Origin of the sequence: Flavobacterium limnophilum, assembly GCF_027111315.2 — a bacterium.
GTDB classification, from domain to species: domain Bacteria; phylum Bacteroidota; class Bacteroidia; order Flavobacteriales; family Flavobacteriaceae; genus Flavobacterium; species Flavobacterium limnophilum.
On sequence record NZ_CP114289.2, the window covers coordinates 4,432,614 to 4,446,527 of the forward strand.

Below are 13,914 nucleotides of genomic sequence, written 5' to 3' on the forward strand. Positions count from 1 at the left end.
CTTTTTATATCATACTTAATAAAAGCCCTTTTTAGGGCTTTTATTATTTTAATCATTTTTTAAAATGGATATCTCCCAAATTCATGGTTTATTTTTGAAATGCAATTCAGTTTCTATAGACACTCGAAAAATAGAACCCAATTCGATGTTTGTTGCCATAAAAGGCGAAAACTTTGACGCAAACACGTTTGCAAAAGAAGCTCTAGAAAAAGGAGCTTCTTACGTGATAATTGACAATGAAGACTATTTTATTGATCAAAGAACTATCTTGGTAAAAAACAGTTTAGAGACACTGCAAGAATTGGCTAAATTTCATCGTCAATATTTAAAACTACCCATAATTGCACTTACTGGAAGTAATGGAAAAACTACCACAAAAGAACTAATCAACGTAGTTCTTTCCAAAAAGTATAATACAAAAGCAACTGTTGGAAATTTAAACAATCATATTGGCGTGCCTTTGACCTTGTTGTCTTTTAGTAGCAAAACAGAGATGGGCATCGTAGAAATGGGAGCCAATCATAAAAAAGAAATTGAATTTCTATGCGAATTGGCTAAACCGGATTATGGGTACATCACTAATTTTGGGAAAGCACATTTAGAAGGTTTTGGCGGAGTGGAAGGAGTTATTCAAGGCAAAAGTGAAATGTATGACTATCTTTCACAAAACAATAAATTGGCTTTCATTAATCTGGAAGATCCAATTCAGGTTGAAAAGTCCCAAAAAATGAATTGTTATTCCTTTGGTTTAAATAAAAAAGAGGCAGACGTGAACATTACATCCATTGTTGCCAATCCATTTGTGGAAATTTCTTTTTCAAATCTCTTGGTTCAAACACATTTAATTGGGCTTTACAATGCCAACAATATTAATGCTGCTCTCACTGTTGGAAAATATTTTGGAGTCGATGATTTATCTATAAAAGAAGCCTTGGAGAGTTATGTTCCCGAGAACAACAGGTCACAACTTTTGTCCAAAGGAACGAACCAGATTATTTTGGATGCCTATAATGCCAATCCAAGCAGTATGGCGGTTGCCATTGCGAACTTTTTGCAATTGGACAATGCAAACAAGATTATGATATTGGGCGATATGTTTGAGTTGGGTGAGGAAAGCAGTCAGGAACACAAAGCAATTGTAAATTCACTTTTAAATACAAAAGAGGTTGTTTGTCATTTCATTGGAAAAGAATTTTATGCGAATCAAAATGATGAAAAGAATTTTCATTTTTATGAAAGTTTCGAATCTTTTTCGGATTATTTGAAAAACATAAAAATCGAAAATAGCTCCATTCTTATTAAAGGGTCTAGAGGAATGGCTCTCGAAAGGACACTGCAATTTTTATAGAAAATATTTCACAAAATTATAAACGCCATCCTGTAATAGTGATGGCGTTTATTGTTTTAGACGCCCATTAAAAATCCCGTTAGATTTTCTTTTTTGTTCAGGCCTAGTTTTTTTCTTAATCTGTAACGTGCCAATTCAACTCCGCCACTCGAAATATTCATAATTTCGGCAATTTCTTTCGTGGACATGTTCATCAATAAATAAGTTGACAAATCCAATTCACGAGGAGTTATGGTTGGATGTTTTTCTTTCAACTTTTTTAGAAAATCAAAATGAACATTTTTGATGTGTTTTTCTAAGTCCTTCCAACTGTGGTCTGTATTAACTTCTTTAATTATACTTTTGTTTAATTTGTTGAATTGAAATTTGGCAGATTCGTCAAAGGAATCCATATTGATGTCTTTTAGTTTGCGGATGATTCCATTTAGGATTTTGTTTTTTTTGACCACCTGAAGGGAATTTGTTACCAATTCTTTGTCTTTTACTAAAATTTGTGTCTTCAGTTTTTCGTTTTGAAGTCGTTCGATTTGTTTTTCCAGATCAAATTGTTCTTGTCTTATTTTGGATTCTTTTTCTAGATAGATTCTCCTTTGTTCAATTGTCTCATAGTATTTGTTCATCCTGATTTTTGCTTGAATTCTTTTCCGGATATAATGAATAATTATTGTAACGGTAATTGCATAAAAAATATAAGCTAGAAAGTGTCTGTACCAAGGCGGAGATACGCTAAAAACCACAGATGCTGTGTCAGATTGGATTCCGTAACTATTTTTTACCCTTACTTTCATAATGTAGTCGCCCTCTCTCAAATTGGTGTATTCTTTTATTGATGATGAAGTCCAATTGCTCCAATTGTCTTCAAATCCTTCTAGCTGATAGGAATATTTTATGTTTTCAATGTTTTCATAGGTAGGGGACGAAAATGTGAATTTTTCGTAATTTGATTTGTAGGGAATTTTAAATTTTCCCATTTTGTTTTTTCCGTTTCCAAATTGTATGGTGTCTCCTATAAACGAAAAACTTCGTATGAATACTTTGGGTTTTATCATAAAATTGCGATATGATTTTGAATCATAATGAGCTAGGCCATCAGTAAGACCAATGAAAATATTTTCTGGATCGATAGTGTTGATCGATAGGTTGTTGTAAACTAGATTTTGTGTTAAATTGTAAAATGGTGCGACAATATTGGTGTAGCTGTTAGTGTTGTTTTTTCTTAAAACGCATAAAGACTCCTTGTTTGTGTACCATATATTGCCAATATTATCTTCATAAATGGTGTTTGTTTTTGGGATTTTTTTAAATAGTTCATTGACGATGGTGTCTTTGTAGAATGTATCATTGTTCTGTGAATATTTATAAAAATGATTGTTGGTTTGGAAATAAATTTTGTTTCTAATGGTTTGTATACTGGTAATTCCTTTGTCAAAATTGGAAAGATTTTGATGGGTTTTGACAGATTTGAATCTTTTTAAATCATCTCCTAAAGTGATTTGGTAAATTAGGTTGTCTTTTTTGACCCAAATATTTGTATTGTCTATTTCAAAGGTTCCCACAGATTTTGAAAAGCCTTCAATTTGCCGAATAAATTGCCATTCACCCGATTTTTTTTCAAAAAGGGAAAAACCATTGTAGTTTGAACCAATCATGTAATTGGGGTTGTTTGGGATTTTTTTAAAACTCCAATATCCCTTTTTATCCAAGTTCTTAATGAGTTTTTTGCCTTTAATTAATAGGGCACCCCTATTGTGTGCGCAAATTAGTTGGCCGTCAACAATTTGAATATTCCACGCTTGGCTCGTAGTTCCTTCTACCAGTTTAAAAGTGTCTTCCTGGAAAGGACTATTCCAAGAATGGTAAAAAACACCTTGGTTTGTGGCAACATAAAGATTGTTGTTGTAAATGGCGGTTGCGTAAACGGTACTCAAATCATAGCTGATGCCAAAATAGGAAAAAGGAGAGTTCTCGTTTATAAATGCAATTCCATTATCAAGTCCCAACCACAGATTGTCTTTTTCGTCTACAAATGAGGTAAGGACAGTGTTGTTTTGTAGTCCTTTTTTTTGATTGACATGCTGGATTATTCTGCCAGTTTCATCACAAATAATAATCCCGTTTAAAACCGAGTTCAAGACAATGTATTTGTTTTTGATGGAAACGCCTCCAAGGCAGCTATTCTTTTTAATAAAAGTGTTGGCTTCGGTATTCCAGGAACTCATTTTATTGTTTTCATATATAAAAAGTCCTTTGTCCAATGTCGCAATCAGAAGCTTCTTTTCGGGCATTTTAAACATTCCCCACACTTCCGTGTTGTTTAAAATAGCTGTTCCCTCAAGTGGATAAAGTTTTCCGTCTCTATATTCCAGCAATCCTTTTAAAACATCCTGAAAATAGAGTTTGTTTTCTACTTGAAACGAAAATTGGAAAGAAGATAATGGTTTAAGCACCCTAATTTTGTTGTTTTTGTAGACATATGCATTTTCAAAGGACTGAAAAATGACCTCGTCCTTATAGAGATGGATTTTCCAAGCTATGTCAAAAACACTAATTTTTGTATTTAAAAATTTTGAAAGCGAATTATAAGTTAGCTTTCCTTTTGAATCGGAACTGAAATATCCAAATTCATTAGAGCCTCCAACGAAAATTTTTCCGGAATCCTCGAATTTAACACATCTGATAACTGAATTGTTGGGTAAGCTGTATTTATGCCAAGAAGAGCCGTCAAGTTGGAAAAGACCATTGTTGTTGGCGAAATATAGATTGCCGTTTTTGTCTTGATCAATGTTCCAGTTTTGGGTTCCTCCTTTGTAGTCTGTTTTTTTATAATTTCTAATTTCCGGTAATCCTATGTTTTTCACTTGGGAATGAAGAGGGGCTGTTGACAATAAAACTATACAGAATAGACATTGAAGAAAAGCGAATTTCATAATTTTATTTTTTTAAATAAAAACATTAGTCTCTAAATATTTGTTAAATATAGTAGATATTTTGTCGTTTTGTAAATGTAGTGTTTGTTTTTATAATCGTAATATGGTGTGATTGTTATTGAATTATTTAAATTATTGAAAATCAAACTATTGTATTTTGTTAAATGTGTTTTTATTATGTAAAAATGTATAATTGATGTGTTTTTGTATGATTTTTATTTTGTTGATTGTGAAATTTAAAGTTTAATATTGTGTCAAATTACTAATTCAATTAACTAAAAATTTAGAAAAATGAAATTAACAAAATTGTTTGTTTTTTGGTTTTTATCTGTTTTATTCTCAGTTTTCGCACAAGTGCACAAGGCCGTCACAAGTGGTAAAGTCATTGATGAGGACGGATTACCCATTCCTGATGTTCCTTTTTTATTATTAAAGGAAACCTAAAGGCAATATGTTCTGATTGGGTCAGAGGCTTGGCTGTTTATTGATGCTAAACTATAGAAACAATTGGCTAAAGGTTTCTCATTAGATAAAAATAAATTCAGTTGAAATTGGGATTTGTAAATCGACGTGATAGTAAGTCTAGGTGTTTTATTGATGGAAATAAATTTGTATTTGATAGTTATTTAAGGAATAAATTTTATAATATGCAAAAAAAACATCGGTAATTGATAAAAACCTATTAACATATAATTAACATCTTGTCTATTTTTGTAAATGTATTAGTAATTTTTTATAGAAATAATACGATTAACTTTAACTAACCAAAAAAAAATTAGAAAAATGAAATTAACAAAATTACTTATTTTTTGTTTTTTATCCGTTCTGTTCTCAGTTTATGGGCAAGCACAAGATGTTTCCATAAAAGGAAAAGTCATTGACGAGAACGGATTGCCTATTCCGGGGGTTTCCATTTTAATTAAAGGAACCAAAACGGGAACATCTTCGGACATGGATGGAAATTATCAATTAAAGGCCGATTCTAATGGCACTTTAGTTTTTAGTTTCGTGGGATATGCCACAGTTCAAGAAACCATTAAGGGAAGAACAACCATTAATGCAAAATTAATTCTTGAATCGCAATCGTTGCAGGAGGTTGTTGTTATTGGATATGGTACCCAAAAGAAAGGGTTGCTCACAGGAGCAAGCTCCAATTTTAAAGGTGAAGATCTCGCCTCACTGAATACAGGTTCTGCTATGGAGGCACTTCAAGGAATTGCGGCAGGTATCAGCATTACAAAAAATAATGGAGCTCCAGGAGCAGGAACCAGGGTAACCATTCGCGGATTGGGTACTATTGGTAATTCGAACCCATTATATGTTGTAGATGGTGTATCTGTAGGAAGTATTGATTATTTGAATCCATCCGATATTGAATCTATTGATGTTTTGAAAGATGCCGCTTCTGCTGCAATTTATGGTTCTAGAGCAGCAAATGGTGTTGTTTTGGTTACAACCGTAAAAGGACGCAAAGGAAGACCAGCAAAAATTAGCTATGATTACTATTTTGGAATTCAAAATATATACAAAAACTTGGATCCATTAAATGCCCAAGAATATATGTATATTAATGATGAGGGAAGAGTGAATGATGGATTGGCTCCAACCGATTGGAATGCAATGGTTCACGACAACAACTGGCTAGAAACTAATTACCCAGGTGCTGGAAAACAATTGGGTGACGACATTTGGGCAAAACTGCAAGACGGCTGGGAAGGAACCAACTGGATCAATGAAATGACCAAAAAAGATGCGCCAGTGGTTAGCCACGCCTTAAATATTACAGGCGGTAGTGAAGATATTACGTATTCAGCAGGTATTTCGTATTTTGACCAAGACGGTATGCTTGGCGGAAATATAACGGATGCAGGATACAAAAGACTTACTGCCAGATTCAACACTACAATGGTATTGAAAAAAAATGATCAACACAGTATCATTACAGTAGGAGAAAATTTCACGTATTCAAATACTCAAAATAGATCTATAGCCAACGGTAATATCTATTGGAATGATTTGCACAATGCTCTGGTTCAGAACCCTTTACAACCCGCTTATTGGCAGACTTCTATTGATAGAAACATCAATGAGTTCGGATACACCCCAACTTTAGATGGTTTGAACACTGGACAAACCAATCCATTGGCCGTGATGTATTATAGACACAACTATAACTATGGCAAAGGGAATAATATTACAGGTAATGCCTTTTTAGAAATTGAACCGGTTTTAAATTTAAAATTCAAATCTATTTACGGAGTTGATTCTTGGTTTGGAAATGGTAGATCAATGAATCCAACCTACCATTTAGGGGTTCTTTATAATGATGCTGTTGATGGAGCTACTCAAAACTCATACTTTGGAGCAAGAACCACTTGGACCAATACGCTGGCTTATGATAAAAAATTTGGTGAGCATAAACTAACTGCTGTAATGGGAACGGAATTGGTTCGTAACCAAGTTAATAATGAATTAAGAGCAACCAGAAATAATTTATTATTTCCAGGCAATCCAAAATATGCCTACCTAAACAATACGCAAAGTCCTGCTTCAATTAGTGATATTAATGCTAGTGGTGCTGACTGGAGCGCTGGTGGTGGTGCTATTCAATCATTCTTTGCAAGAGCACAATACGATTATAAAGAAAAATACCTCCTTTCCGCTACAATGCGTGCCGATGGATCTTCAAGGTTTGCAGAAGACAATCGATGGGGATATTTCCCTTCAGTATCTGCAGGTTGGGTAATTACAAAAGAGGATTTTATGGCAAGCACTTCAGGAATACTTAATTTTGCCAAATTGAGAGGAAGTTGGGGGCAAAACGGAAATGAAGATATAGAATCTTTTCAATATCAAGCAAATATCAATTACTCTTTCCCTGGTTACTTTTTTGGAGATACTAAACCTGTTTCTGGTACAACGGCTATACTTGCTAATGTTCCAAATCCTGACATTAAATGGGAAACTTCAGAGCAATTGGACTTTGGTTTCGATGCTAAACTATTTGATTCTAAACTAGGAGTAACTTTTGACTGGTACAAAAAAACTACCAAAGATTGGTTGGTTAAAGCTGCTGCTTTGGGAACTCAAGGCGCACCACCTTCTTTTATTAACGGTGGAGATGTTGAAAATTCAGGTATCGAATATTCTGTAAACTGGAACGACAAAATAGGTGATTTCAAATATGGTATCACGTTAAGTGGCTCTCACAACAAAAATGAGATTACCCGAATTGCCAATGCCGATGGAATCATTCACGGACCAAGCAATGTGCTTTCTCAAGGAACAGGAGAAGTTTCAAGAGCACAAGTTGGACAACCTATTGGATTTTTCTATGGTTACCAAACTGCAGGGATTATTCAAAATCAACAAGAAGCAAGTGAATGGCTTACCCCAAGTGGAAAACCATACTTCAATGATCAACGTCCAGGAGATGTTCGTTTTGTGGATCAAAACCAAGACGGTGCAATTGATGAAAAAGACATGGTATATTTAGGCAATCCTAATCCAGATTTTGAATTAGGTATCCAATTAAACTTTGAATACAAAGGAGTATATTTGAATACTACAATGGCCGGTAAATATGGCATGCAAGTAATGCAATCGTATCGTTCATTTGCTGACAGTCCTAAACAAAACTATACCTCTGATGTTTTCAATCGTTGGCATGGCGAAGGCACATCTAATAAAATGCCTAGATTGTCTGCTGTATCCAACAGAAATACCCAATATGTTTCTGATATCTACATGCATGATGCTGATTATTTGAGAATTAATAATTTGACTTTAGGGTATAATTTCAGCAAAGTTCTTTCTGATTTTAAATTTGTATCTAACTTAAAAGTATATATGGCTGTAAATAACTTATATACCTTTACTAAATATGACGGTATGGATCCAGAAGTACGTTTTTCAGGGAATAGCGATGCTAGTGATAGCACAACAAAATGGGCTTCGGGAATTGACCTAGGTTTATACCCTCAAGCAAGAACAGTAATGTTTGGATTAAGTGCTGATTTTTAATATATAAACTCAAAGACAATGAAAAAATTAATATATATAGTAGCCATTTCAGCAACTCTTGCAACAACAAGTTGTACAGACTACTTAGATTCTGAGAATCTTTACGGAAAAAACACCGAGAATTTTTATAAAACACCTACGGACATCAACGAAGCCATGGCGGGTGTTTACAATGCCATTTATATCCAAAATGCCATGAGCGAGGAACAATTGGCTGCCAATTTGCTGGACAATATGATGTTAGGTGGTGGTGGGCCAGATGACAAAGCGGCCAAATGGGTCGATAATTTTGAAGACCCTCTTGAAGATACGTATCGTGATATGTGGGTACAATCGTATTATGGAATAACGAGAGCCAATGCGATTATCGATAAAACACCAGCTGCCGATTTTTCCAAATATTTCACAACTGTAGCAGAAGCGGATAATTTCAAAAAACAAGCCATTGGAGAAGCATTGTTTATGAGAGCCTTCTTCAATTTTAGATTGGCTAAATTCTTTGGTGGGGTTCCATTAATCAACTCACTTGACGCAGATAGAATGGTTGGTAGAGCAACTTATACTGAAACTTTTGCACGAATAGCCACTGATTTAAAAGCTGCAATTGAGTCATTGCCGGCCACTCCATTCCCAAGCATACCAACCGCTAGTTATGGTCATGCCAACAAATGGGTTGCCGAGGCCTATATGGCACGTGTATATTTATTCTACACGGGTTATATGACTAATATCGAACAAAAAGCAACTACAGATTTACCATTAGTTGATGGAAAAACATTGAGTGCTGCTGATGTTACTGCTTATTTGAATGATTGTATGACCAATAGTGGTCATGCTTTGGCCTCCGACTTTAGAAACTTATGGCCTTATTCTTATGTAAACAAAAGTGCCGGCAAAACAGTATTGCCGTGGGCTGCAACTGAAAATTTGTCATGGGTAGGACAAGATGGTGCTACACCAACTTTTGGCACAGGCAACAAAGAAACCATGTTTGTACAAAGATTCTCCTTTGGAGACTGGAATTGGACCAATGGTCCAATGTACACCAACAGACTTGCTCTGTTTACAGGAATGCGCGACAACTCCTTGGTGCCTTTCGGAACAGGTTGGGGAATGGGTACTGTAAGTCCAAAATTATGGAACAATTGGGCTGATGCCGATCCAAGAAAAGTAGGTTCCATCATTCAAGTTGGAAAAGCGGAACAAGGAACAGATGGCTATAAAGGAGACAAAGGAGATCATGAAACAGGATATTTCAATAAAAAATATACATCTCTTCAACATCCCAATGCAGCCAATAGCAATGTAGGTATGTTTGTTCAAATGTATAAATGGGGTAATGCAGACATGCAATTGATGCATGCCCAAGATTTCATCTTTATGCGTTATGCCGATGTATTGTTAATGCACTCCGAAATAACCAAAACAGCAACTGGAATGAATGCAGTAAGATCCAGAGCGGGATTGCTACCTATTGCTTATTCATTAGATGCCATAAAAGAGGAACGTTTGCACGAATTTGCATTCGAAGCTTTACACTGGTATGACATTGTTCGTTGGGGAGATGTGAAAACAGCATTTAGTGATTCTTTCCCAGTGAGAAATTCCGGTACGGATGCTATTTATAGTGCAAAATACAGAGCAGAAACCAAAGGGTTGTTGCCAATTCCAGAAACGGAAATAAGATTGTCAAATGGTGTTTATACTCAAAATCCAGGTTGGTAAAAATTAACAATTATTAATAAAATTATAATTATGAAAAATAGTAAAGTATTGTATCTTATTCTGGCTTCGTTCGTGCTGCTTTTTTCGGCATGCGATCCAATTGTTGAAGAACAGCATTTAGAGAATACCACCAATATTGATGGTGTTGAACTCAAAGCCACAAATACCACATCAGGAGGTAATGAAATTAAACTTGAATTACTTACCACAGGAATCAGTGGTCATTGGAATTACATAATAGGGAAAGCTTTAACAGACAGAGCTACAGTTGTTTTTCCAGTTATGGGGACTTTTAATTTTGTATATAGGGGTACTTTAGGCGCTGAATTATTTGAAAAAAAGGTTTCAGTGACTATTAATAAGTTAGATCATCCAGTTCCGCCTGAATGGGGTGCTTTGTTAGGAGCAGATGCCGTTAAAGGTAAAACTTGGGTTTTTTATAAAGATAATCCTGCGGCAAATGGTGACGGTCCATTATGGTGGTTTATGTCCCCTCCTAATGATCCAAGTACAGCGATGAATGCTTGGTGGAATGCGGGAATATGTTGTGGTCCTAGTGATCAAAATGGGAAAATGCATTTTGATTTAAATGGCAATGCAAATTATACACATTATGAAACTGCAACATCTACTGGAACTAAAGGTTTATTTACTTTGGATGTGGCAGGTAAAAGGTTGATTATTAGTGATGGTGCAAAGATGCTTGGTTCTGCTGCTGGTAATAAAGACGGAGTTTACACAATTGTAGAACTTACACCAACCAAAATGGTGCTTTATTTAAATAATAGTGAGGCCTATGGCACTGGTTGGACTTTTGTTTTCAAGCCTGAATAATTTAGTTGGTTTGTTTGTTTTCGAAAAGGGAAGATTAAAACCTTCCTTTTTCGAATTACTTTCCATTATCTGTAGAATAATTCATTCAAAATGCCATTTTCATATTTACAGTTCTTCAAATGACTTTGAAGGAGATGTTAATTCTGGTTTTATCTTTTTCAACTGAAAGAATTGAGATGAAATTTATAATAATTTGGTTAGTTAGTTAGGTTAAATGGGGATTAATTATTTAACTTAAGTTGTTCATCAAGAGCTTCTGTGGCAGGTAACCCAGAAGCTTTGATGAATTAATTCTTTTTTAAATCCAACTTTTTATTTTGCTTAATAGTAATGCTCAGTTATGGGCAAAAATTAAAGTTGCCATCTCTGTCTTCAATAGGGTTTGTAGTTATTCTTTGTTTAAAGATTTAAAATAAAAAATATCTTTTGGCCTTATTATGGCGTTAATTCAAAAATAATATTCTAAATGATTCAAAACAGTTTGTTTTCAAAATGGCAAATGGCTATATTAATGTGTAGTTTATTAATTGGTGCTTTTGTTTCCTGCAGCTCGGATGGAGGCTCTTCTGGAGGAAATTCCGGATCGGGTACAATACCTTCGGATCTTGTGGTAACTACCGAAATTGTTGGCGTAAGTACACAATATCCAAACGGAAACGGTAGTGGTACGGTAAAATTTAGCATTACTCCAAATAATGCCACATCCTATAAAGTTGTTTTTGGAGATGGTGAAACTATTGAAACTACAACAGGAGTTTTTACCCACACCTATAGTTCAAGTGGTACTAAAACCTATGAAGTTCAAGTTACGGCATTCAACGGTTTAAAATATTTCAATATATCAAAATCTATTATCGTTTTTGTTGCAACTACCCAAATTTGGGGTGACGAATTTGATGTTGATGGAGCACCAAATAGCACAAAATGGGGTTATGATTTAGGTGCTGGAGGTTGGGGAAACAATGAACCACAATATTATACCAATAGAACAGAAAATGCCATCGTTCAAGGAGGTGTATTAAAAATTATTACAAAAAAAGAAAGTTATCTGGGTAGTAATTATACTTCTGCAAGACTTAAAACAGCCGGGAAATTTTCATTTAAATATGGCAAAGTAGAAATAAGGGCAAAAATGCCTTCGGGTGGAGGAACTTGGCCTGCCTTGTGGATGTTGGGCGATAATATTGGTACAGTTAGTTGGCCAGCTTGTGGAGAAATAGATATTATGGAACACCTAGGCAATCAACTTAATAAAATTTATGGAACACTGCATTATCCAGGTCATTCAGGTGCAACTGGTGATGGATCAACAACAATGATTTCTAATGCAGCAACAGAATTTCATGTCTATTCCTTAGATTGGCGTGCAGACACAATTAAATTTTATGTGGATAATCAGTTATTCAAGACCTTTGTGAATTCGGCAAGTGTTCCTTTCAACCAGAATTTTTTCTTAATTATTAATTGTGCAATTGGAGGTGATTTTGGTGGAACAATAGATCCAAATTTTGTTTCCTCAACTTTAGAAGTAGATTACATTAGAGTTTACAATTAAAACAATATTTTCTTAATCCTCTGAAAATAAACGTCGAAAATGCAATGTTTAAAAGCAAATCATTTGCCTGCAATGAACTCGTTTAGAAAACAAAGTATAAATAATTCTTGGGACACATATACATTCATAAAGAATAAAATAATTGATTTGAAAAGTAAAGATATTTATGCGGTATAGAAAATTAGTAAAGCAATTCTTTTTGCAATTGATGATGATTTTGTTTTTGGCTAATTGTGCTAATGCAAATACTCGTAGAAAAGGTGTAAGTAATAAAAGTAGTGCTATGCCAATACTTGTTGAAGCAGAAACTTTTAGTGCAAACTCGGGAAATATTACAGTTTTAAAGGACAAACCTAATGTTGGATTTGTAAAAACAGGCGATGGAGGTTCGTGGCTGGGTTATAGTATAAATTTTCCTGTTTCCGGTAGGTACATTGTGCGTCTTTTTGCAAAAAACGAAGAGATAAAAGAAGTCAATTGCTGGCTCGAAGATAATATCGATAATAAAGAGGGGCGAATTTATAACATTACCGGCAATATTGCTGTAGCTGGAAAAAGTTCCAATAATTTTGTCCAAAAAGACGGTTCTCCCTTGGAGGCAAAGACTCATTTGATGAAACTTCACATAGAAAAAAGCCCTTTATTAATTGATAAAATCGAGTTCATTTTAATAAAAGAACATAAATCATCTCCAATTGTTTTCAAACAAAATACCACCGGAAAAGAATGGGAATTAACTTGGAGTGACGAGTTTAATGGCGAGGGATTGCCCGATGGGACAAAATGGACTTATGATATCGGAAATTGGGGTTGGGGTAATAACGAAGCACAATATTATACCGAAAAAAGGCTAGAAAATGCCAGACAAGAAAATGGAAATCTTATTATCGAAGCCAGAAAAAATGATGATGGAAAGCCGTGGACTTCAGCAAGGTTAACAACAAGAGGAAAAGAAAGTTTCTTGTTTGGAAAAATAGAATTTAGGGCCAAAGTTCCAGTAGGAAAAGGATCTTGGTCTGCAGGATGGTTGCTGGGCGATTCCTATGTAGATGAATTGTCCTGGCCTAATTGTAGTGAAATTGATGTGTTGGAAAATGTAGGTTCTGAAATAGATGACATAACAGGGAATGGGAAAACACACGCTTCAATTCATTATGAAGGCTATTATTTTAAAAAAGGAAATCAAATTCCATTTGTTACCGATGTTGAAAATATGAATGGAGAATTTCATGACTACACACTCGAATGGTTGCCATCAGGAATGGCCATGTATATTGACGGAAAAAAATATTTCGACTATCAAGTAACTACAGCTAGAAGTGAGGCTTGGCCTTATAACAAAATACCGCAAAACCTTATTCTAAATCTTGCAATAGGTGGCGGAATGGGAGGAGATATAGACCCAGTGATGACTTCGCAAAAAATCATATTAGATTATGTGAGGGTTTATGAACTGAAAAAAGCAGAGTAGTAAGCTCCGATTTATTAATCTTTCAAATAAC

General features: G+C 34.7%; 8 protein-coding genes. 7 read left to right on the forward strand and 1 reads right to left on the reverse strand.

Going from position 1 to position 13,914, the window contains the following annotated elements; all coding sequences use genetic code 11:
* The first annotated feature begins 64 nt into the window (after positions 1–64).
* Positions 65–1,348, forward strand: coding sequence for a UDP-N-acetylmuramoyl-tripeptide--D-alanyl-D-alanine ligase (locus OZP13_RS18375; RefSeq protein ID WP_281298156.1), 1,284 nt, complete (start codon positions 65–67; stop codon positions 1,346–1,348).
* Between the two features lie 56 nt (positions 1,349–1,404).
* Here OZP13_RS18375 and OZP13_RS18380 read toward each other — a convergent pair whose 3' ends face one another.
* Positions 1,405–4,275: a triple tyrosine motif-containing protein gene (locus OZP13_RS18380; RefSeq protein ID WP_281298157.1), complete on the reverse strand. Its 2,871-nt coding sequence runs from the start codon at positions 4,273–4,275 to the stop codon at positions 1,405–1,407.
* Between the two features lie 291 nt (positions 4,276–4,566).
* Here OZP13_RS18380 and OZP13_RS18385 point away from each other — a divergent pair, with 291 nt between their 5' ends.
* The 6 genes from OZP13_RS18385 to OZP13_RS18410 all read left to right on the forward strand — a co-directional run bounded on the left by OZP13_RS18385 (position 4,567) and on the right by OZP13_RS18410 (position 13,883).
* The gene (locus OZP13_RS18385; protein ID WP_281298158.1) at positions 4,567–4,719 is read left to right on the forward strand and encodes a hypothetical protein; all 153 of its coding nucleotides are present in this window, start codon (positions 4,567–4,569) and stop codon (positions 4,717–4,719) included.
* Between the two features lie 339 nt (positions 4,720–5,058).
* The gene (locus tag OZP13_RS18390; protein ID WP_281298159.1) at positions 5,059–8,298 is read left to right on the forward strand and encodes a SusC/RagA family TonB-linked outer membrane protein; all 3,240 of its coding nucleotides are present in this window, start codon (positions 5,059–5,061) and stop codon (positions 8,296–8,298) included.
* Positions 8,299–8,316: 18 nt separating this feature from the next.
* The gene (locus tag OZP13_RS18395; RefSeq protein ID WP_281298160.1) at positions 8,317–10,023 is read left to right on the forward strand and encodes a RagB/SusD family nutrient uptake outer membrane protein; all 1,707 of its coding nucleotides are present in this window, start codon (positions 8,317–8,319) and stop codon (positions 10,021–10,023) included.
* Between the two features lie 30 nt (positions 10,024–10,053).
* A complete protein-coding gene (locus OZP13_RS18400) occupies positions 10,054–10,857 on the forward strand; it encodes a hypothetical protein (protein ID WP_281298161.1) in 804 nt (267 codons plus the stop codon).
* 466 nt (positions 10,858–11,323) lie between these two features.
* The gene (locus OZP13_RS18405) at positions 11,324–12,412 is read left to right on the forward strand and encodes a family 16 glycosylhydrolase (RefSeq protein WP_281298162.1); all 1,089 of its coding nucleotides are present in this window, start codon (positions 11,324–11,326) and stop codon (positions 12,410–12,412) included.
* Between the two features lie 283 nt (positions 12,413–12,695).
* On the forward strand, positions 12,696–13,883 hold the full coding sequence (locus OZP13_RS18410; protein ID WP_269241587.1) for a family 16 glycosylhydrolase: 1,188 nt from the start codon (positions 12,696–12,698) through the stop codon (positions 13,881–13,883).
* The last annotated feature ends 31 nt before the right edge of the window (positions 13,884–13,914 follow it).

Coding starts and splice junctions, on each gene's coding strand:
- OZP13_RS18410 (WP_269241587.1), top strand. CDS start 12,696: ATGCCAATACTTGTTGAAGCAGAAACTTTTAGTGCAAACTCGGGAAAT.
- OZP13_RS18400 (WP_281298161.1), top strand. CDS start 10,054: ATGAAAAATAGTAAAGTATTGTATCTTATTCTGGCTTCGTTCGTGCTG.
- OZP13_RS18390 (WP_281298159.1), top strand. CDS start 5,059: ATGAAATTAACAAAATTACTTATTTTTTGTTTTTTATCCGTTCTGTTC.
- OZP13_RS18405 (WP_281298162.1), top strand. CDS start 11,324: ATGATTCAAAACAGTTTGTTTTCAAAATGGCAAATGGCTATATTAATG.
- OZP13_RS18395 (WP_281298160.1), top strand. CDS start 8,317: ATGAAAAAATTAATATATATAGTAGCCATTTCAGCAACTCTTGCAACA.
- OZP13_RS18385 (WP_281298158.1), top strand. CDS start 4,567: ATGAAATTAACAAAATTGTTTGTTTTTTGGTTTTTATCTGTTTTATTC.
- OZP13_RS18375 (WP_281298156.1), top strand. CDS start 65: ATGGATATCTCCCAAATTCATGGTTTATTTTTGAAATGCAATTCAGTT.
- OZP13_RS18380 (WP_281298157.1), bottom strand. CDS start 4,275: ATGAAATTCGCTTTTCTTCAATGTCTATTCTGTATAGTTTTATTGTCA.